The sequence below is a fragment of the Blautia sp. MSJ-19 genome, assembly GCF_018918125.1.
GTDB lineage: Bacteria > Bacillota > Clostridia > Lachnospirales > Lachnospiraceae > Blautia_A.
In genome coordinates this window covers 57191-77544 of sequence record NZ_JAHLQA010000034.1, presented here as the reverse complement: position 1 = coordinate 77544, position 20354 = coordinate 57191, and the positions used below count along the sequence as shown (strand labels likewise).

The window sequence follows — 20354 nt, the reverse complement described above, 5'->3', positions numbered from 1 at the left end:
CTCCTTTATTTTTGGGAAATCTCAGCTTCTGAGGCTTTCCATTCTTTTTTCCACTGACGTACCTGACTCCATTCTTTGTTAGTCAGATCTGCCTTTTTCAAAAGATCCGGGCGTCTTTTTGCAGTACGCAGAATGGACTGTTCGCGTCGCCAGGCCTCAATATTTGCATGATGTCCGGATAAAAGCACAGATGGAACTTTTTTTCCGTGCCATTCTTCTGGACGACTGTATTGCGGATATTCCAGAAGATTTCCTGCAAAAGATTCCGTTTCCCCGGATTCCTGGTTACTCAGCACTCCAGGAACCATACGAGAGATCGAATCCATCATGACCATCGCAGGAAGCTCTCCTCCGGTTAAAACATAATCCCCAATAGAAACATAGTCTGTAACAATTTCGTCCAGCACACGTTCATCAATTCCTTCGTAATGCCCGCACAGAAAAACAAGATTTTCTTCCTGTGCCATCTCTTTTGCCATCTCCTGATTAAAAACTTTTCCCTGCGGGGTCAGATAGACCACTCTTGGACGATAGCCCAGTTTCTCCTCAATAGATGCATACGCCAGATAAACAGGTTCTGCCTGCATCAGCATTCCGGCACCGCCACCGTATGGATAATCGTCTACTTTTTGATGCTTGTTAAATGCAAAGTCACGGATATTGATGGCATCAATAGACAGATAGCCACCGGCAATGGCACGTCCGATAATGCTGGTATGCATACCCTGCTCTATCATTTCCGGAAACAGTGTTAGTACATGAAAATTCATTTACAAAAGCCCCTTCATCAAATGTACAGTCATTGTGTTTGCTTCGATATCCACATCAAGAATACATTCTTTAATCGCGGGCAGAAGTACTTCTCCATGCTCGAGAGAGTCTACGATATAGACATCATTCGCACCTGTTTCCATGACATTTTTTAATGTTCCGAATTCTGTGCCATCTTCCAGAAGTACTTTCATCCCAAGAAGATCTGCAATATAATATTCGTCCTCATCCAGTTCCTGTGCCTCTTCGCGCGGAATCCAGAGATCACGGCCTTTGTATTTCTCAATATCATTTATATTATCAATTCCGTCAAATTTCAGAATTACGAGATTTTTGAAAAAACGGACATTTTTTATATCAAGTCTGCGAAGTTCTTTTCCTGTATCCAGCAATACATACTCCAGGTCAAGAAATCGCTCCGGTTCATCTGTTGTAGGATAGACTTTGACTTCACCACGGACACCATGCGTCGTTGTGATCACGCCGACTTTTAATAAATCTTCCATAAAAAACTCCCTTTAAAAAAGGAGCTATGTCTCCACAGCTCCATTCCTTTATTATTGCAGAATATCTACAATTACTTTTTTGCTGCTCTTTGAAGAAGCCGCTTTAACTACAGTACGGATTGCCTTCGCAATTCGTCCCTGTCTTCCGATGACCTTTCCCATGTCGGAAGGTCCCACTTTCAGTTCGATGATAACTGCATCTTCTTTTTCGTTTTCGGTGACAACCACCTCATCCGGATGCTCCACAAGAGATTTTGCAATTACTTCAACTAATTCTTTCATTACATACCTCCCTGTACTGTCTTTGACAGGACCTCACAATTTCAATCCATGTTCCCCGGGTAGGAAACGACGGTATGTCTCGTAAAGGATCTCTTATTTCTCGATTCCGGCTTCTTTGAAGATTCTAGCAACAACATCTGTTGGCTGAGCACCAGCAGCAAGCCATTTTTTAGCTTCTTCTTCATTTACTTTGTAAGCGCTTGGCTCGATGTTCGGATCATATGTTCCGATCTCAGCGATGCATTTTCCGTCACGTTTGCTGCGGGAATCTGCAACTACGATTCTATAAAAAGGTGCTTTCTTCTGTCCCATTCTTCTTAATCTGATTTTAACTGCCATTTTTGTTTTCCTCCATATAATATGTTTATTTGTGATTTGTTTTATTTAAAAAGGAAGCTTGAAGCCGCCTCTTTTTCCCATTTTTCCGCCCATCATTCCAGGCATCTGTTTCATGAGCTTTTTGCTCTGTTCAAACTGTTTAACAAGACGATTGACCTCTGCAATATCTACTCCTGCACCTCTGGCGATTCGATTTTTGCGGGAAATATTCAGAATTCCCGGATTACTTCTCTCCTTCGGAGTCATAGAAAGAATGATTGCTTTCGTTCTGTCGAGTGCTTTTTCATCGATCATGTCTTCCAGCTCTTTGGCCTTGTTTCCAACCCCCGGGAGCATGTTCAGAATACTGCCAATGCCTCCCATTTTGTTCATCTGTTCCATACTGGTCAGATAATCATTGAAATCAAAATCCATTTTTTTGAGCTTTTTCTGCATCTCTGCCGCCTGATCCTGATCAAGCGCTGCTTCTGCTTTCTCGATCAGACTCATGACATCGCCCATACCAAGGATACGGGATGCCATACGCTCCGGATAGAACTGTTCCAGATCTGAGAGCTTTTCACCCATTCCGACATATAAAATCGGTTTTCCTGTAACTGCTTTGATTGAAAGTGCAGCACCGCCTCGTGTATCACCATCCATTTTCGTAAGGATCACACCGTCTATACCGACTTTTTCTGCAAAAGTCTTGGCAACGTTTACCGCATCCTGACCAGTCATTGCATCAACGGTCAGAAGTGTAAAATCAACATGTACAGTTTCTTTGATATCTGCAAGTTCCTGCATCATATCTTCGTCAACATGAAGTCGACCGGCAGTATCCAGAAGGACTACATTCTGCTGATTGGCTCTGGCATGTTCAATTGCCGCCTTTGCTATATCTACAGGACTCTGTTTATCTCCCATGGAAAAAACTTCGACACCCTGCTTTTCTCCGTTGACCTGAAGCTGTGTGATCGCAGCCGGACGATATACGTCACAGGCAACCAGAAGTGGTCGTTTGCCTTTGGATTTCAGCTTACCTGCAAGTTTGGCAACCGTTGTTGTCTTACCTGCACCCTGAAGACCTGCCATCATCAGAACGGTGATCTCATTTCCTGGTTTCAACGGCAGCTCTGTGGTTTCACTTCCCATCAGATTGACAAGCTCTTCGTTTACGATCTTGATAACCATCTGTCCAGGATTCAAACCATTCATGACATCCTGGCCGACTGCACGTTCCTGTACAGCCTTAGTAAACTGCTTAACAACCCGGAAGTTAACATCGGCTTCGAGAAGTGCCATCTTGACTTCTTTAAGAGCAACTTTAACATCTTCTTCTGTCAGACGACCTTTGCCTCTCAGCTTTTTGAATACATTCTGTAATTTATCAGTCAAGCTTTCAAATGCCATGCGTTATAACTCCTCTAATATTTCATTGGAAATTTCTGTAATCTCACTGGCATGATATCCGTCTGCAAAATCTTTGATCTTCTGAACCTGTTTCCGGATACAGATGAATTTTTCGACCAGATGAAGTCTGGACTCATAATCCTCCAGTGTATGATTGCAGCGTTTGATCATGTCATGCACGCCCTGGCGGCTGATACCAAGATCTTCTGCCACTTCGCTTAAGGAATAGTCCTCCAGAACCACACTTTCGTATACCTGCTGCTGTCGTTCTGTAAGCAGTTCCCCATAAAAATCATATAACAATGTCTGTTCAACGAATTTTTCCATTTGTAACCACCTTGGCTATCATACATGATTTACTTCTTGCTGTCAAGTACTTTTTCTTGACAAGTTTTTCTGTGATTTTATATTATGTCTGAATCAGAGTCCTTTGGATGGATCTTCTGCTTCAAATTCAAAGACACATCGGTCAAATGCATTGATCACATGTGTATCTTCGTATTTATCATAGCGTTTATGCTGTCTTCCATATGACATATGGACATGTCCATGAAGAAAGAATTTGGGATGATATTTCTCAATCAGAGTACGAAATACTTTAAATCCCTGATGAGGAAGATCCCGTGCATCGTTCAGCTGATATGCAGGAGCATGTGTTACAAGGATATCAAATCCTCCCCGCCACAAAAGTTTGGGAAAGAGTTTGAATACCCGACGTTTCATCTCCCATTCGGTATACTGATACTGTCCCGGTTTGTAACGCATGGAACCACCAAGTCCCAGAATCCGGACTCCTTCATGAACATATATTTTGTCGTCAATGCAGATGCAGCCATCCGGTGGGATTCTTTCATATTTGTCATCATGATTTCCATGTACATACAATACCGGTGCGGAAGTAAACGTTGCCAGAAATGAAAGGTAACGTGGATCCAGATCCCCACATGAAATGATCAGATCAATTCCCTCCAGCTTACTTTTTTCGAAATAATCCCACAGATACTTTGATTCCTCATCTGCTATGGCAAGTATTTTCATTTAACTGCTTATCCCTTCTGTATTTCCACACCTGACTGCAAAGTCACTGGTTTTGCCTGTTCTGTAAGTTCCTTTGGTTTTGGTATGGAGCCGATCACATTATCTGCCAGCCAGTCCATGGTGATAATTTCTTCCGGCGACAGAATCTTGTCCGGATCAGACTGGATCATTCCTTTTTGTGAATAGAGGATACCAGAAAAAGGATGGTACTCTCCCTTGGCAATCGCACGTTTCAACATAGAAAGCAGTTTCTGAGTTCCGATCGGAAGGTTCTGAGAATAGATTACATCAATTACTTCAGCCGACAATCCCCACCAGTAATTAATGGCTTTTGTCTCATCTTTGCTGTCATCATATTTCCAGGTTCCATCCATGATCGTCCGGATCAGCTGTTCGTAAAATTTGCCCCAGTGCCACAATGGCATGGCAAGATTGCGAGGTTCTCCGTTTTCCACATGATAAAGTCCAAAATAACGGGATGCATCCTCCGGAATCACCATATCTCTTCCAGAAACAACAGTTACCCCTTTTTGGATAACATTGTCCATGGCAATTCCCAGATCTACATCTTTTAAAGTTGACCATTCCAGATATACCTGTGCACGTGGGTTGACCATTTTGGCGCCCAATGCGAAAGCATTGATATTTGCAATCGTTCCGAAAATCGGATAATCCGCAATATAAGCCAGCTGGCCGTTCTCAGCCATGGCACCGGCAATCGCTCCCATCAGAAACTTTGCTTCATACATACGTGCATAATACGTACGGATATATCTGTGAGATGTGTTCAGAGAACAGTTTAAAATCCGTACATTTGGATTGGCGATTGCCGCCTGTACGCTTGCCTGTACAAATTCCGGTGTTGTGGTAAAAATAATATTGCACCCCTTTTGAATCGCATCTGCGATTGCTTTTTCTGCCAGATCCTGTGTGAGATTTTCGTAACATTCCGTCGTGACTTCTTCGGGGAAGGTCTGTTCCAGATGAAGTCTGCCCAGTTCATGTGCATAAGTCCACGCTGATGTTGACGGTGTTTTGGCATACAGGAATGCAATCTTTAATTTTGGTGTACTCATTGGAAGCAGTCTGTCAAGGAGAGACTTCTTTTCTGTAGTCGGATCCATTTTCAGATCGATCTCCTGATCATGCTCCAGAAGCTTAAATTCCTCCCAGCTCTTGTTTACGAGCTGTTTCAGTTCACTGACTGTTTTCTGGCAGACATCCTCATAATCATAAACAGAAAGAAAGGCAAGAAATGCATCTCCTGTAGTAATAGACAGCTTTTTGCCACCCAGCGCCTCATATTCTGCCTGGAAACGAGAATATGCAGAACTGAAATTCAGTTTGTCTTCGTCACTCCAGATCTCCTCCGGTTCTTTGCCTACAGCAGCCTGAAGTCTGGCAAAACTTCCAAGCCTTGAAAACCAGATATAATTGATCTGCGACAGATTATAAAAATCTACGTATTCATAATAAATTTTATTTTCTTTCTGGTCTGTGCGCTGTGGAAGAATCCGGGTCACATACCCAGGTACAGAAACCGCATCAAAATATTTCAGAACACTGACACGTTTGTTTCCCTCTTCTATATAAAATTTATTCATATACTCATAAGCTTTGATCGGATCACGGATTCCTTCGTCGATATGGCTCTGACTTAAGGAAGCCCATTTGAATGCAAATTCTGTATTTTCACGAAGAATTGGCATAAAATTCCCGGCAAAAGAACTGCTTCTTCCGCTGCTCTTAGTACCTACGATCTGATCGATCGGTATCTGCACAAGACCGAGAGGCACCTCAGAATAGGAGCCTTTAGGCGGCAAAATCTCATCAAGGACCTGCAGTGTAGGCAATTCTCCCCGCATCATCCTGGACTGGTAGTCCTTTTTTCCGGCTTTATAGGCTTTGAGATAATCTTCCATCGTAAACGGCGTCATGGTCATCCTCCTTCATTTTGGTCTGAAGTCTGAATTTCAGGAATCTTGTTACAGGCTTGCGCGGATAACTTTTGGTCTGCATCCGGCATCTTCCAGTGCTTTTACAATTTTTTTCTTATGGTCTGTTCCGTATGCTTCCAGAGTCACCTTAAGTTCCACTGCCGCATAACGATTGGTACTTACGAACTGATTGTGATCCAGTTTAATGACATTTCCCTGATTCTCTGCAATGATAGAAGCTACGCGAACCAGTTCACCCGGTTTATCCGGAATCAGAACAGAAACCGTAAAGATACGGTCTCTCTGGATCAGTCCATGCTGTACAACTGAAGACATGGTGATCACGTCCATATTACCGCCACTTAAGATAGATACGACTTTTTTGCCTGTAAAGTTGAGATGACGAAGGGCAGCTACAGTCAGGAGTCCGGAATTTTCTACGATCATTTTATGGTTTTCAACCATATCAAGGAAAGCAACGATCAGTTCATCATCATCAATAGTAATCACATCGTCCAGATTTTCCTGCAGATATGGAAAAATATGTTCTCCCGGAGTCTGCACAGCAGTACCATCTGCAATTGTATTTACGTGTGGAAGAGTCACAACTTCTCCTTTTTCAAGAGATGCTTTCATGCATGCCGCACCGGACGGTTCCACACCGATTACTTTAATATGTGGATTCAGAAGCTTTGCAAGTGTAGATACACCAGTTGCAAGTCCACCGCCTCCGATCGGAACCAGGATATAATCTACCAGAGGAAGTTCCTGCACAATCTCCATTGCAATCGTACCCTGACCAGTAGCAACCGCCGGATCGTCAAATGGATGGATAAACGTATATCCTTCTTTTTCAGCAAGTTCCAGTGCATAAGCACATGCCTCATCGTATACGTCACCCTTCAGGATTACCTCTGCTCCGTAACTCTTGGTTCGTTCTACTTTGATCAGAGGCGTGGTTGTCGGCATAACGATAACTGCTTTTGCTCCGAATTTGTGTGCTGCATATGCCACGCCCTGTGCATGGTTTCCTGCAGAAGCTGCGATCAAACCTTTCGCACGTTCCTCTTCTGTAAGAGTACTGATCTTGTAATAAGCTCCACGTACTTTGTAAGCTCCTGTACGCTGCATGTTTTCTGGTTTCAGGAAAACTTTATTTCCAGTCAGTTCAGAAAAATAGCTGCTCTTGATCAGCTTTGTTTCCTGGGTTACCTGTTTTACGATTTCTGCTGCCTGTTCAAAGGTCTCTAATGTAAGCATTTTGTGTATTCCTCCTGTTTATTCTTCTGTATGCAAGTCTTTTTCGTCGATGTCAAACAGTGCGTTTACAAAGGCATCGGCATCAAATTTCTGCAGATCATCAATAGTTTCTCCCACACCGATATATTTTACCGGAATATCCAGTTCAGACTGGATCGCAACGGCAATTCCACCTTTTGCAGTTCCATCCAGTTTTGTCAGGATGATGCCGTTTACATTGGCAACTTCTGCAAATTGTTTTGCCTGTGCCAGAGCATTCTGACCGGTAGTACCATCCAGAACGACCAGTGTTTCCAGATACGCCTCTGGATACTCTCTTTCCAGGATACGATAGATCTTGCGTAATTCTTCCATGAGATTCTTTTTGTTATGCAGACGACCTGCAGTGTCGCAGAGCAGTACATCTGCATTTCTTGCCTTGGCTGCAGCTACAGCATCGTATACGATAGATGCCGGATCTGCTCCAGCCTGTCCGCCGATCAGATCAACACCGGCACGATTTGCCCACTGAGCAAGCTGCTCTCCTGCTGCCGCACGAAATGTATCTGCTGCCGCAAGAATAACTTTCTTGCCCTGGTCTTTTAATTTTCCGGCAAGTTTTCCGACGGAAGTTGTTTTTCCCACACCATTTACACCGATCACAAGGATCACGGATTTGCGGTTTTCAAATTCATATTCCGTACTGTCCACACGCATCTGCTCCTTGATACTGTCGATCAGAAGCTGTTTGCACTCCAGCGGATTTTTGATATGTTTTTCGGCCACCTGTTCTTTCAGATGCTCAATGATCGAAGAGGTCGCATTGATACCAATATCTCCCATGATCAGGATTTCTTCAAGTTCTTCATAAAAATCTTCATCGATACTGGAATAGCCGCTGAAAATAGAATCAAATCCGGCTACAATATTATCTCTTGTTTTAGTCAGTCCACTGACCAGGCGTTTAAAAAAACCTTTTTTTTCTTCTGACATACCTGTTCCTCCTTATTATTGGGTCAACTGGTTTTCTACCAGATCTACAGAAACAAGAGTTGATACACCCTTTTCCTGCATAGTGATACCATATAACCGATCCGCAGCATTCATAGTGCCACGTCTATGCGTTATTATAATAAACTGTGTATTTTTCGTCAACTTCTGCAGATAGGAAGCAAAACGTCCGACATTAGAATCATCCAGTGCCGCTTCAATTTCATCCAGAAGACAGAATGGAGAAGGTTTAAGGTTCTGGATTGCAAAAAGAAGCGCAATCGCTGTCAAAGCCTTCTCTCCACCGGAAAGCTGCATCATATTCTGCAGTTTCTTGCCCGGTGGCTGTGAAATAATGCGGATTCCTGCTTCCAGGATATCTTCATCCTCGGCAAGTTCCAAAGTACCCTTACCACCGCCAAAGAGCTCTTTGAATGCCTTATCAAATTCTCTCTGGATGTCACGAAATTTTTCTGTAAACTGCCGGCGCATCCCTTCATCCAGCTCCTGTATGATTCCTTCCAGCGTTTCGGCAGCCTTGACAAGATCTTCATACTGTCCTGACAGGAAAGTATGACGTTCCAGAAGTTCCTTATAGTCTTCAATTGCATTGACATTGACAGAACCAAGTTTCCGGATCTCATCTTTGATACGGAGAACGTTTTTACGTATTTCCTGACGATCATTCAGTTCTTCTCTGCGATACTGCAGAGCATTATTTGGCGTAACCTCATATTCTTCCCACATATAGGAGATCTGTGTCTCTCGTTGCTCTTCGATTTTTTCTGCCTGACTGCGCAGACGGAAACATTCTTTATCAAGAAGAGAAGTTTTTTCAGAAAGATGATCCCTCTTTTCGAAAAATGATTTATGCTTTGTACTGCGTTCTTCTTTTTCTTCCTGCCAGTGCACGCGCTGTTCTTCAAGCTGTGTTTCCTGAGTCAGACATGATTCTGCAGCTTTCTGCAATTCTATAATGCCATCTTCCTTTTTATGTATTTCCTCCGCGCTCTGATTAAGACTGTCTGTAATCTCACGGGATTCCGTCTGGCACACATCAATTTCTGAAGACAGACGACTTATATTTTCCTGAAGGAAACGATCCTGCTGTACCAGAGAAGATTCAGCAAGTCGAATCTGCTCCAGTTCATGTGTTTTGGCAGTCTCTTCTGCTTTCCATTCTTCCAGTTCTTTTTGTTTGGTCTCAATAAAAATTTCCAGTTCTTTTTCGTCTTTTTGAGAATCTTCCAGTTCCCTGGCAATATTGCTGTGGTCCTGCCGGATTTCTCCTGCCTGCTGTCGCAGTTCCTGCTGTTCGCGTTCAATCTGACGATAGCTTTTCTGAATCTCGTCCTCTTTTTCTTTAAACTGTGCAAGATTCATTTTGGCGGTATTTTGTTCCACATACTGCTGTTGCAGTTTCTGCTGAAACTCGGCAATGGTATCACGTAGAACATTTCGTTTGCTGCGGTTTTCACCAATCTGTTTCTGAGTCTCTTCCAGTTCTTTTTTAAGAAGCCCGACACTGCGTTCCAGTTCTTCAATCTCACGTCGTCTTCCAAGGAGATTGCTGTTGTTCTTGAATGCACCTCCAGTCATAGAACCACCAGGATTCAGGGATTCACCTTCGATGGTTACCATACGTAAACTATGACGATATTTTTTGCCTATTGCGATTGCATGGTCAATATGATCGACGACCAGTACTCGTCCCAGAAGATACTGTACCAGTTCACTGTATTCCGGATCCGCTTCTACAAGTGTATTTGCTGTTCCGACCACGCCCTCTTCTTTAAGTACATCTTTCTGATTAAGTCCACCCCTTCCACTGATATTGGATAATGGGAGAAATGTTGCCCGTCCAAAACGGTTTTTCTTCAGAAACGCAATCATACGTTTGGCAGTTTGTTCATCATCTGTAACGATATTCTGAATACTGCCCCCAAGAGCAGTTTCGATAGCAACTTCATAATCTTTCTGTACATGAATGATATCTGCAACAACGCCCTTGATACCGGGTTCTCTGGATTTTTGTTCCATAACTCGACGGATACTGTTGCCATATCCATCGTAACGTTCAGTAATATTTCTGAGTGATTCCAGACGAGAAGCCTCGCGATGATATGCAGTCTGTCCGATTTCCATCTGAGAATTCTGTTTTTTGAGAATTTCCTGCAGCTTCTGAATTTCTTCATTCAGACGAACACATTCCTGATTAGTAGACTGAATCAGTTCTGTTACTGTATCGTACTGTTTCTGAGCGGAGATACGTTCTTTTTCCAGCACTTCTTCTTCACTTTTCAGACGAAGGATCCGCTGACTGATAGCCGCTTTACGGATATCCAGCTGTTCCATCATGGCATCAAAACGCTGGACTTTACCTTTTGTTGTCGCACGGCTGTTGAGAATCTCAATAATCTCATTTTTGCCGTCTTCCACAGCCTGTGTACACTCTTCTACGTTGGCCGCAATATTTTCCATTGCGTCTGTCTCTTTTTTTAACTGTTTTTTTACTTCTCTCAGTTTATTCTGCAGTTCCTGCTGTTCTTCTGTAAGATGTTCCCTTTCCTGCGATCGGCGTTCCAGTTCTTCCTTCAGTACATGCAGACGAGACTGAAAATGTTCACTGCTCTGTCTTCCGGAAGAAATCTGTTCTTCCAGAATCTTGATCTGCCCTTCATATTGCTGTTTCTGGAGGGCATTTTGCTGTTGTTCTTCCTTAACACGATCCAGATTGTGATTCAGTTCTTCCAGCTCCTGCTCCAGACGATCGTACTCTACTTTTGTCTGATCATAAGCTTCCTGTGCTTCTGTGAGTTCTCTCTGCGCCTGTCCCAGTTTGCCTTCCAGTTCTTTGAGAAGTTCACCTGTGCGCTGATGTTCCAGAAGAAAAAGATTAACATCCAGTTCTTTTAATTCTTCCCTTTTTGAAAGGTAGATTCGCGCTGTTTCGGACTGCCGTTCCAGTGGTCCGAGCTGTTTGGTAAGTTCGCTCAGGATATCTGTCACACGGACCAGATTCTGCCGTTCTTCATCCAGTTTTTTTAAGGTAGTTGCCTTGCGTCGCTTGAATTTGACGATTCCTGCTGCTTCATCAAATAATTCTCGTCTGTCTTCCGGCTTTCCGCTCAGGATCTTATCAATCTGTCCCTGGCCGATAATCGAATAGCCTTCCTTACCGATACCGGTATCATAAAACATTTCCTGAATGTCCTTCAGACGGCATGCACTGCCATTAATACGGTATTCGCTCTCTCCCGAACGATACAGCCGTCTTGTAACAGTAACTTCGTTGTAATCAACCGGAAGTTTATGATCGCTGTTATCCAGCGTAATCGATACAGAAGCAAAACTAAGAGGCTTTCTGCTTTCGGTTCCGGAAAAAATAACATCCTGCATGTTGCCTCCTCGAAGCTGCTTGGCGCTCTGTTCTCCAAGAACCCAGCGAACCGCATCGCCGACGTTACTCTTTCCACTTCCATTAGGGCCGACAATCCCGGTAATTCCATTGTGAAATTCAAAATTGATTTTCTGTGCAAAGGATTTGAAGCCATACACTTCAATATTCTTTAAATACATAGTTCACCTGCCAGTTTTTCTTTTCCTGCTGCCTGCTCATCCTTCAGAATTTCTTTTCCTGAATCGCCTGATATGCAGCTGCCTGCTCAGCTGCTTTTTTTGTATGACCGGTACCACTTCCGACAACCTGTCCGTTGACCTGTACATTCACAGTAAACTGCTTGTCATGATCCGGTCCTGTCTCATCAGTCAGAATATATTCTACCGGCTGAATTCCTTTTTCCTGAACCAGTTCCTGCAGGATGGTCTTGCTATCATAAAAGAGCTGTTTGTGTTCTATATCATTTAAGATAAATTTCAGTACGAAATCCTTTGCGTTAGCAAAACCACCGTCCAGGTAGATTGCCCCCAGAAGAGCTTCTGTTGCATCAGATACGATAGAATCGCGATTACGTCCACCTGTCATATTTTCGCCTTTGCCAAGGAGCAGATACTGCGGGAGTCCAAACTGTCTTGCACAGTAGGCAAGACTTGGCTCGCATACCAGACTGGCACGCTTCTTGGTCAGTTCACCTTCTGGAATCTGTGTGAATTTTGCATAAAGGAAATCACTGCTGATCAGTTCCAGAACAGCATCTCCCAGAAATTCCAGCCGCTCATTACAGCCAAGTTTGCCGAGTTTCTTCTCGTTTGCATAAGAGCTGTGTGTCAGAGCCTGCTTCAGCAGACTTTTATTCTGAAAGTCGTATCCGATGATCTGTTCTAATTGTTCCATGTTCTGTTCCATGATTATTCCTTCTTTATCTTTTTAGTTTTCTTTTTTCTGTTCGTTGTCTTTAGAAATTTCAGTCTCTACCGGTTGGAGCTTTTCTGCAATCTTTTCATTGATCTGCTGCTGTTTAAACTGAACACACTGGAAAATTGCATGACGGATCTCTACCGATTTGGCACTGCCATGTGTTTTGACTACCAGGCCCTTGAGACCGAGAAGCGGGGCACCGCCATATTCTGTAGCATCAAAGCTCTTAAGTGTCTGTTTCAGTGCCGGCTTTACAAGAAGTGCGCCAATTTTGCTTTTCAGGGTACTCATCATTCCTTCTTTTATTTTGTGGATCAGTTCAGAGCTGACACCTTCATATAATTTGAGAATGACATTTCCCACAAAAGCCTCGCAGACGATAACATCCGCATAACCGGCCGGAATATCTCTTGCCTCAATACTTCCGATAAAATTAATTCCCTCAATTTCTTTGAGAAGCGGAAATGTTTCTTTGACCAGTGCATTTCCTTTTTCTTCTTCAGCGCCATTATTAACGATTGCCACTCGCGGATTCTTAACACCTACTACATGTTCCATATAAATAGAACCCATTTTTGCAAACTGTACCAGATGGGATGGTCTTGCATCTACATTGGCGCCACAGTCAATCAAGAGAGAAACGCCCTTTGCAGTCGGGATCAGTGGTGCCAGAGGCGGACGCTCCACACCTTTACTTCTGCCGACAAGCACCTGACCGCCAACCAGTACAGCGCCGGTGCTTCCAGAAGAAACAAAAGCATCTGCCTTTTTTTCTTTTACCATTTTGAGTCCCACTACAATCGAAGAATCCTTTTTCTTTCGTATGGCAAATACAGGAGGTTCTGCTGTTTCGATGACTTCTGTTGCATTTACCACCTGGATTCTGTCTGCAGGATAATCCGGATATTTCCGAAGTTCTGTACGGATCACTTCTTCCTGCCCGGTAAGGATAACTATGATATCTTTTCTTTCTTTTACGGCTTCTACCGCTGCTTTTACAGGTTCCACCGGTGCAAGGTCGCCACCCATGGCATCTACAACAACTCTTACTATTTCTGCCATTATTTTTCCTCCTGTTTTCTGTTTATCTGAAAAATTGTTTTTTAATTTATGAAGATTCAAACTTTATCATACTAAAGAAATCGATGAAAATCAATAAAAACAGTGCAAATCCATATGGGTTTTCTGCATAGTATTCCTGCAGAATCTTTTAATTTTTGTTTTGTGCCTCAATCTGCTCGGCAAGGTCATTCAGATAGACCCATCGATCCATCTTCTCTTCCAATTGTGCTTCTGCTTCCGCTTTTTCCTGAGTCAGCTCATTTAATTTACCGGAATTTGTCGCATTGGCCATGATATCAGCATCCAGTTTTTCGATTTTTGCTTCCAGTGCCGCAATATCATCATCAATGGTATCGTATTCTCGTTGTTCTTTATAACTGAATTTCAGCTTTGAAGAACGGTTCTGTTTCCATGTCTTTACCGAAGCCTTCTCTTCCTGAATTTCTTCTGGCATGTTCTTTCCGGCAAAAGAAGTCTTTGCATTCACTGCTTCATCCGTACTCATACCCTCCCGACGCTTCTTAGCTTCGAGATAATCCGTGTAGCCACCTTCATATTGAGTCAGATTTCCCTCCCTGTCAAATTCAAAGATCCGATCAGCCAGATTGTCCAGAAAATAGCGGTCATGAGAAACCGCAATAACAATACCTGCAAAAGAATCCAGATAGTCTTCCAGAATTGTCAGGGTTGGAATATCAATATCATTGGTGATCTCATCCAGAAGAAGTACATTCGGTGCAGCTGCAAGCACTTTCAGAAGATACAGACGCTTTTTCTCACCACCGGAAAGCTTTTCAATCGGTGCATACTGCATTGCAGGATCAAACAAAAACTGTTCCAGAAGTTTCGATGCACTGATCAGTCCATCTCTGGTAGGGATAAACTCAGCTACATCTTTAATATAATCGATCACTCTCTGACCGGAGTTCATATCTTCGATTTCCTGAGAAAAATAACCGATCTTAATCGTATCTCCAATCTCCACACTTCCACTGTCTGGTTCCAGAATTCCGGCAATGATCTTGAGCAGTGTGGATTTACCGCAGCCATTCGGGCCAATAATGCCCAGACGCTGGTTTTTCAGAACGATGTAATCAAAATCACGGATACATACCCGATCATCAAAACGTTTGGAAATGTGGTGCAGTTCGATCGTCTTCTTTCCCATTCGGGTCTCTACAGAATCAATTTCCACATTTTTGTCACGTACAGGTGCTGTGGAATTTTTCATAGCTTCCAGACGGTCAAGTCGTGCTCTCTGCTTTGTGCTTCTTGCACGGCAGCCACGTTTTGCCCATTCGATCTCCATACGAAGAATGCTCTGTTTTTTGCGTTCCGATGCCATTTCCATCTCTTCACGCTGTGCTTTCATTTCAAGGAAATCTGAATATTTTGCTTCATAGCTGTAGATTTTGCCATGGCTGATCTCCAGAATTTTATTTGTAACACGATCCAGAAAATAACGGTCATGTGTTACCATGATCACAACACCTTTAAATCGGTTCAGATAGTCTTCTAACCAGGATGCCATCTCATTGTCCAGATGGTTGGTAGGTTCATCCAGGATCAGAACATCTGTCGGATTAACAAGAACAGCGGCAAGAGCCACACGTTTTTTCTGTCCACCGGAAAGATGTTCGATTTCTTCTTCATGATCTTCGATACCAAGTTTATTGAGTACCATATGCGCTTCCGTCTCCGGATTCCAGCTCTGCTCTTTTTGTCCCTGTGTTACATAAGAAAGAATGGTAGATCCTTTCGGAAATTCCGGATGCTGAGGAAGATAGGTAATACGAAGTCCATTCTGTGTGATCACCTGTCCCTCGTCAGCTTCCTCAAGTCCTGCAAGGATCCTGAGAAAAGTGGTCTTCCCGGTTCCATTAATACCAATGATACCAATTTTGTCTCCCTGGTGGATACCACAGGAGATATCGTCAAAGATTACTTTTTCGCCATAAGTTTTGCTGATATGTTCCAGATTCAATACGTTCATTTATATACTCCTTACTGTAAAATGTGTTCTTCAGCCTTAGGAAATTTTCTGAAGTAATATATAATAAATAAAACTGCCGTAATTCCCCACGATACCGGATAACTCAGCATAATTGTCTCAATGCTGGAATACACTGGGAATACACCAAACATCCATACAATTCGAATCAGACAGACGCCGCCGCATGTCAGGATCATTGGTACCAATACTCTTCCCGCACCTCTCAAAGCTCCGGATAATATTCCGATCACAACATACATGAAATATGAAGGAAGCAGGAAATGCATCATGTCAGCACCGATCCGGACAACATTTGTATCTGTTGTAAACAGCCTGTACAGCGGTTCTGCCAGGACGTAAAGTGTGGCACTTACCAGAATAGCTCCTGCATAAGCCATTATCAGACAGACGCCCACACTCTTTCTCATACGTTTTACTTTCCCTGCCCCATAATTCTGTCCGACAAAAGTCGTAATCGAAATACCAAAAGCATTTACAACCATCCAGTATACCGCATCAATCTTGGCAAACGTTCCCCAGGCGGCCACGGTATCAGTTCCCAACTCATTTACAAACACCTGAATAATCAGATTTGCAATGGTATACATAGTCGCTTCCAGTGCTGCCGGAATCCCAATCCGGAGAACCGAATTAAGAGAAACTCTGTAGAAGCGTATCTCTCTGAGTTTTAACTGGAACAAAGGATGTTTTTTCATTAACATTGCTGTAACCAGTATAGAACTTATCCCCTGACAGCTCACTGTTGCCAGTGCCACACCCATGACTCCCAGCTTAAAGATCACTACAAGCAGGATATCAAAGACAATATTCAGCCCACACGTAACCATCAAAACGTACAGTGGTCTTCTGGAATCTCCAACAGCCCGAAGGATAGATGCCCCCATATTATATATAATATTAAAAATCATTCCGCAAAAATAAATATGAAGATATAGTCTCGAATCAGCCATCAGTTCTTGCGGGGTCTTCATAAGTTCAAGAACAGTATTTGTGACTAAAAGTCCGATCACACCTACCACGAAACCGGTCACAATACCGAATGCATAGGAAGTGTGGAGTGTTCTGTTTAAATTTTTCTTATCTTTTGCGCCATAAAACTGTGCTACGATTACGGATGCACCGGATGTCAGACCGACAAAAACCTCCACGACCAGGTTTACAATCTGATTTACCGATCCTCCGACGGCTGCCAGTGCCTCTTTACCTACAAAACGACCGACAACAATACTGTCGGCCGTGTTATATACCTGTTGAAAAAAAGTACCTATAACAATCGGAAAAAAGAATATTAAAAGTTGTTTCCAGATCACACCTTCTGTGATCTGATTCTTCTGTTCCATAATTTTCCTCCATAATACATGAAATCGTAACTCCTCATCTGTACAAGTATAACAGAGGAATGTCAGAAAAGCAACGAGCATAAAGAGCAACTGTTCGCAGCTGATGTTTTATAATAAAACAAAAAACAGAACCCTGATACAGGATTCTGTTTCTCATACGTTGTGATTAGTCTTCAACTTTCACGATTTCTTTCTTGTTGTAGCTTCCGCATTCTTTACAAACTCTGTGAGGCATCATCAGGGCGCCGCATTTGCTGCATTTTACCAGGTTCGGAGCACTCATTTTCCAGTTTGCACGTCTTTTATCACGTCTAGCTTTAGATGATTTGTTCTTTGGACATATGGACATAGGTTACACCTCCTTAAATTTACTAAATATATCACTGATGGCTGCCATACGTGGATCCTTCGGTTCTTCAATACAACCGCAGGGACCTTCATTCAGATTCTTTCCACACTGGCTGCAGATTCCTTTGCAGTCTTCTTTACAAAGAACTTTCAAAGGCCAGTTCATCAGTACCTCAAGATAGACCAACCGGTCCACATCCAGGTCCATACCAGTGAGATAGTCATTCTCATCCAGATTCTCAACTCGGTCTTTATCAGACTGTTTCATATCCAGTTTTCGATCAATTACATAAGGAATCTCAACGGATACCTCTTCCAGACAACGGTCACATGGAATTCCGACGGTCACACTGCCGTTTCCTGTCAGTTCCAGAACCTTGTTACCAGTATTAGTAATCTTCAATTCTACAGGAACTTTATCCAAAATCGGATAATTTCCCATCTGAAATGAAATCTCATTTAATTCCAATTCCGGATGAAGCTGTATAACTTTACCTTCGCTGTCTGTAATATCTGATAAATGAATCTGCATAGTTCTCTCCTATTCACACTTTACCAATTATACATAGGAGGCCTCCATTTGTCAACGATATTTTTACTTTTATTTCTATATTTTTCCGTTGCTTTATTCCATTACTACTTCACTGCGAAGCGGAATGGATGCGGTTGCTCCCGGTCTGGAAACCGCAATTGCAGATGCTTTTGCCGCAAGCTCCAAACCTTTCTGAACAGGCATGCCATCAATGATGGAAGAAATAAAATATCCGGTAAACGTATCCCCCGCTGCCGTTGTGTCAACTGCTTTTACTTTGAAGATTCCCTGTCGGTAGATTCCTGTTTCATCCTGATATACGGAGCCATCTCCCCCAAGCGTCAGGACCACTTTTGCCTTTGGATAAAGTTCTTTTACCTTCGCGAGGATTTTGTCCGGGTCCTTTTCTCCTGTAATCTGGAAGCCTTCAATCTCATTCATCAAAAACAGGCTGATCTTCGACAGATCACATTTTTGCAGTGCACTGTCAAACGGAGAAGGATTCAGAATGATCATCATATGTTTTTCATATGCACGATCAATGATATAATCCAGTTCATTGATCTCATTCTGCAGAAGGATAATATCTCCCTCATCAAAAGAATCCAGTACCGAATCCACAAATTCTTTCGTCATGCTTCTGTTGGAACCTCCAAAAAGAAGGATACAATTCTGACCATTCTGATCAACCTGAATGACCGTATGTCCGCATGGTCCGGAAATCTGCCGGATAAACTCTGTATTTACGCCATTTTCCTTACATACCTCAAGAAGCGGTTCCCCGCCCTCTCCAATCAGTCCGGCGTGGTATACAGGAATCCCGGCCTTCGCCAGTGCAATTGACTGGTTCAGGCCTTTACCGCCACAAAAGGTCTGTCTGCTCTTTGATGCCTGTGTTTCTCCCGGAATCAGAATAGATTCCACCTGATATACATAATCCAGATTAAGAGAACCAAAATTTAATACTTTCATATGCGTACCTCTTAAAGTACGAAAAGGACCTGCCGACGGCAAGCCCCCTTCGAATTTGTTTTATGGCTGATTATTTAACCAGTGCTACTGTATCTCTGCAGATTGCAAGTTCCTCGTTTGTCGGAATAACTGCAACTTTAACTTTAGAGTTCGGAGTAGAGATAACGATCTCTTCGCTAAATGTATCATTTGCTTTGTCATCGATTTCAACACCAAGATATCCGAAATAACTGCAGACATCTTTACGAAGCTGACCTACGTTTTCACCGATACCAGCTGTAAATACGATTGCGTCTACACCATTCATGGCTGCTACATAACCGCCGACAAATTTAGCGATACCATAGCAAAGCACATCATAAGCATTCTTAGCATCTTCGTTTCCATCTGCAATAGCAGCTCTGATGTCACGCATGTCGCTGCCGACACCGGACATACCCTGAAGACCGGACTTCTTATTCAGGACATTCATAACACCTGTAATATCAAGATTTTCTTTCTTTGCAATATATTCAACGATTGCCGGATCGATGTTACCGGAACGTGTTCCCATAACAACACCTTCAAGTGGTGTAAGACCCATAGTTGTATCTACACATTTGCCGTTCTGAACAGCACTGATGGAAGATCCGTTTCCAAGGTGGCAAACGATAACTTTTGAGTTATCTTTGTCCAGTCCGAGGAATTCAACAGCACGTTTGGATACGAAGCTGTGAGAGGTTCCGTGGAAACCATATCTTCTTACTTTATATTTCTTGTAATATTCGATCGGAAGTCCGTACAGATATGCTTTTGCAGGCATTGTCTGATGGAAAGCTGTATCAAATACACCAACCTGCGGTACACCTGGCATAAGCTCAGAGCAAACGTCGATACCGATCAGGTTTGCCGGGTTGTGAAGTGGTGCAAGATCGTTGCATTCTTTTACTGCTGCGATCATTTCATCAGTGATCACTGCAGAAGCTGCAAATTTTTCACCACCGTGTACAACACGATGTCCGATTGCATCTACTTCTTTCAGGCTCTTGATTGCGCCTGTTTTATCATTTGTCAGAGCGTCCAGTACGAACTGGATTGCTTCTTTATGAGTAGGCATTGCACATTCTGTGATTTCTTTATCAAGGCCGGCTTTCTGATAAACCAGTCTTCCGTCGATTCCGATTCTTTCGCAAAGACCCTTTGCCAGAACATACTCTGTATCAGAGTTGATGAGCTGATATTTCAGAGAGGAACTTCCGCAGTTAATTACCAATACATTCATCTTAATATTCTCC

At 42.9% G+C, this 20354-nt stretch carries 19 protein-coding genes; all 19 read right to left on the bottom strand.

Going from position 1 to position 20354, the window contains the following annotated elements:
- Window positions 1-5: 5 nt before the first annotated feature.
- Entirely contained in the window at window positions 6-770 is a 765-nt protein-coding gene (gene trmD / locus KQI91_RS11275) for a tRNA (guanosine(37)-N1)-methyltransferase TrmD (protein ID WP_216392873.1), read from the bottom strand.
- Window positions 771-1277 carry a ribosome maturation factor RimM gene (gene rimM, locus KQI91_RS11270; protein WP_216392872.1) on the bottom strand — a complete coding sequence of 169 codons (507 nt, stop codon included), beginning with the start codon at window positions 1275-1277 and terminating at the stop codon, window positions 771-773. It abuts the gene before it with no gap.
- 51 nt (window positions 1278-1328) lie between these two features.
- The gene (locus KQI91_RS11265; protein ID WP_005424345.1) at window positions 1329-1559 is read right to left on the bottom strand and encodes a KH domain-containing protein; all 231 of its coding nucleotides are present in this window, start codon (window positions 1557-1559) and stop codon (window positions 1329-1331) included.
- A 93-nt stretch (window positions 1560-1652) separates the two neighbouring features.
- A complete protein-coding gene (rpsP, locus tag KQI91_RS11260; protein WP_005424344.1) occupies window positions 1653-1898 on the bottom strand; it encodes a 30S ribosomal protein S16 in 246 nt (81 codons plus the stop codon).
- A gap of 45 nt (window positions 1899-1943) precedes the next feature.
- Complete coding sequence (ffh, locus tag KQI91_RS11255; RefSeq protein ID WP_216392871.1) at window positions 1944-3290, bottom strand: signal recognition particle protein; 1347 nt, start codon at window positions 3288-3290, stop codon at window positions 1944-1946.
- Between the two features lie 3 nt (window positions 3291-3293).
- Window positions 3294-3617 (bottom strand): YlxM family DNA-binding protein, encoded by a 324-nt coding sequence (gene ylxM / locus KQI91_RS11250; RefSeq protein WP_216392870.1) that lies wholly within the window; start codon window positions 3615-3617, stop codon window positions 3294-3296.
- Window positions 3618-3710: 93 nt separating this feature from the next.
- Window positions 3711-4328 carry a metallophosphoesterase family protein gene (locus KQI91_RS11245; RefSeq protein WP_216392869.1) on the bottom strand — a complete coding sequence of 206 codons (618 nt, stop codon included), beginning with the start codon at window positions 4326-4328 and terminating at the stop codon, window positions 3711-3713.
- Between the two features lie 8 nt (window positions 4329-4336).
- Window positions 4337-6265: a BMP family ABC transporter substrate-binding protein gene (locus tag KQI91_RS11240; protein ID WP_216392868.1), complete on the bottom strand. Its 1929-nt coding sequence runs from the start codon at window positions 6263-6265 to the stop codon at window positions 4337-4339.
- A 48-nt stretch (window positions 6266-6313) separates the two neighbouring features.
- Window positions 6314-7525: a threonine ammonia-lyase gene (ilvA, locus tag KQI91_RS11235; protein ID WP_216392867.1), complete on the bottom strand. Its 1212-nt coding sequence runs from the start codon at window positions 7523-7525 to the stop codon at window positions 6314-6316.
- Between the two features lie 18 nt (window positions 7526-7543).
- Window positions 7544-8497: a signal recognition particle-docking protein FtsY gene (gene ftsY / locus KQI91_RS11230; RefSeq protein WP_216392866.1), complete on the bottom strand. Its 954-nt coding sequence runs from the start codon at window positions 8495-8497 to the stop codon at window positions 7544-7546.
- 15 nt (window positions 8498-8512) lie between these two features.
- Window positions 8513-12073: a chromosome segregation protein SMC gene (gene smc / locus KQI91_RS11225; protein ID WP_216392865.1), complete on the bottom strand. Its 3561-nt coding sequence runs from the start codon at window positions 12071-12073 to the stop codon at window positions 8513-8515.
- Window positions 12074-12116: 43 nt separating this feature from the next.
- Complete coding sequence (gene rnc, locus KQI91_RS11220) at window positions 12117-12800, bottom strand: ribonuclease III (RefSeq protein ID WP_216392864.1); 684 nt, start codon at window positions 12798-12800, stop codon at window positions 12117-12119.
- Window positions 12801-12821: 21 nt separating this feature from the next.
- On the bottom strand, window positions 12822-13874 hold the full coding sequence (gene plsX / locus KQI91_RS11215) for a phosphate acyltransferase PlsX (RefSeq protein ID WP_216392863.1): 1053 nt from the start codon (window positions 13872-13874) through the stop codon (window positions 12822-12824).
- Between the two features lie 148 nt (window positions 13875-14022).
- Window positions 14023-15867 (bottom strand): ABC-F family ATP-binding cassette domain-containing protein, encoded by a 1845-nt coding sequence (locus tag KQI91_RS11210; protein ID WP_216392862.1) that lies wholly within the window; start codon window positions 15865-15867, stop codon window positions 14023-14025.
- A gap of 11 nt (window positions 15868-15878) precedes the next feature.
- The gene (locus KQI91_RS11205; RefSeq protein ID WP_216392861.1) at window positions 15879-17228 is read right to left on the bottom strand and encodes an MATE family efflux transporter; all 1350 of its coding nucleotides are present in this window, start codon (window positions 17226-17228) and stop codon (window positions 15879-15881) included.
- A 166-nt stretch (window positions 17229-17394) separates the two neighbouring features.
- A complete protein-coding gene (gene rpmF / locus KQI91_RS11200; RefSeq protein WP_005425421.1) occupies window positions 17395-17577 on the bottom strand; it encodes a 50S ribosomal protein L32 in 183 nt (60 codons plus the stop codon).
- Window positions 17578-17580: 3 nt separating this feature from the next.
- Window positions 17581-18108: a YceD family protein gene (locus KQI91_RS11195; protein ID WP_216392860.1), complete on the bottom strand. Its 528-nt coding sequence runs from the start codon at window positions 18106-18108 to the stop codon at window positions 17581-17583.
- Between the two features lie 93 nt (window positions 18109-18201).
- Entirely contained in the window at window positions 18202-19080 is an 879-nt protein-coding gene (locus KQI91_RS11190; RefSeq protein ID WP_216392859.1) for a ribokinase, read from the bottom strand.
- Between the two features lie 70 nt (window positions 19081-19150).
- Window positions 19151-20341 carry an acetate kinase gene (locus KQI91_RS11185; RefSeq protein WP_216392858.1) on the bottom strand — a complete coding sequence of 397 codons (1191 nt, stop codon included), beginning with the start codon at window positions 20339-20341 and terminating at the stop codon, window positions 19151-19153.
- Between the last annotated feature and the right edge of the window lie 13 nt (window positions 20342-20354).

Excerpts from the sequence above, each read along its gene's own strand:
- KQI91_RS11195 (WP_216392860.1), bottom strand. The coding sequence starts at position 18,108 with ATGCAGATTCATTTATCAGATATTACAGACAGCGAAGGTAAAGTTATA.
- ylxM (WP_216392870.1), bottom strand. The coding sequence starts at position 3,617 with ATGGAAAAATTCGTTGAACAGACATTGTTATATGATTTTTATGGGGAA.
- KQI91_RS11245 (WP_216392869.1), bottom strand. The coding sequence starts at position 4,328 with ATGAAAATACTTGCCATAGCAGATGAGGAATCAAAGTATCTGTGGGAT.
- ilvA (WP_216392867.1), bottom strand. The coding sequence starts at position 7,525 with ATGCTTACATTAGAGACCTTTGAACAGGCAGCAGAAATCGTAAAACAG.
- KQI91_RS11265 (WP_005424345.1), bottom strand. The coding sequence starts at position 1,559 with ATGAAAGAATTAGTTGAAGTAATTGCAAAATCTCTTGTGGAGCATCCG.
- rnc (WP_216392864.1), bottom strand. The coding sequence starts at position 12,800 with ATGGAACAGAACATGGAACAATTAGAACAGATCATCGGATACGACTTT.
- KQI91_RS11185 (WP_216392858.1), bottom strand. The coding sequence starts at position 20,341 with ATGAATGTATTGGTAATTAACTGCGGAAGTTCCTCTCTGAAATATCAG.
- ffh (WP_216392871.1), bottom strand. The coding sequence starts at position 3,290 with ATGGCATTTGAAAGCTTGACTGATAAATTACAGAATGTATTCAAAAAG.
- KQI91_RS11190 (WP_216392859.1), bottom strand. The coding sequence starts at position 19,080 with ATGAAAGTATTAAATTTTGGTTCTCTTAATCTGGATTATGTATATCAG.
- rpsP (WP_005424344.1), bottom strand. The coding sequence starts at position 1,898 with ATGGCAGTTAAAATCAGATTAAGAAGAATGGGACAGAAGAAAGCACCT.
- plsX (WP_216392863.1), bottom strand. The coding sequence starts at position 13,874 with ATGGCAGAAATAGTAAGAGTTGTTGTAGATGCCATGGGTGGCGACCTT.
- KQI91_RS11240 (WP_216392868.1), bottom strand. The coding sequence starts at position 6,265 with ATGACGCCGTTTACGATGGAAGATTATCTCAAAGCCTATAAAGCCGGA.
- ftsY (WP_216392866.1), bottom strand. The coding sequence starts at position 8,497 with ATGTCAGAAGAAAAAAAAGGTTTTTTTAAACGCCTGGTCAGTGGACTG.
- trmD (WP_216392873.1), bottom strand. The coding sequence starts at position 770 with ATGAATTTTCATGTACTAACACTGTTTCCGGAAATGATAGAGCAGGGT.
- KQI91_RS11210 (WP_216392862.1), bottom strand. The coding sequence starts at position 15,867 with ATGAACGTATTGAATCTGGAACATATCAGCAAAACTTATGGCGAAAAA.
- rpmF (WP_005425421.1), bottom strand. The coding sequence starts at position 17,577 with ATGTCCATATGTCCAAAGAACAAATCATCTAAAGCTAGACGTGATAAA.
- smc (WP_216392865.1), bottom strand. The coding sequence starts at position 12,073 with ATGTATTTAAAGAATATTGAAGTGTATGGCTTCAAATCCTTTGCACAG.
- rimM (WP_216392872.1), bottom strand. The coding sequence starts at position 1,277 with ATGGAAGATTTATTAAAAGTCGGCGTGATCACAACGACGCATGGTGTC.
- KQI91_RS11205 (WP_216392861.1), bottom strand. The coding sequence starts at position 17,228 with ATGGAACAGAAGAATCAGATCACAGAAGGTGTGATCTGGAAACAACTT.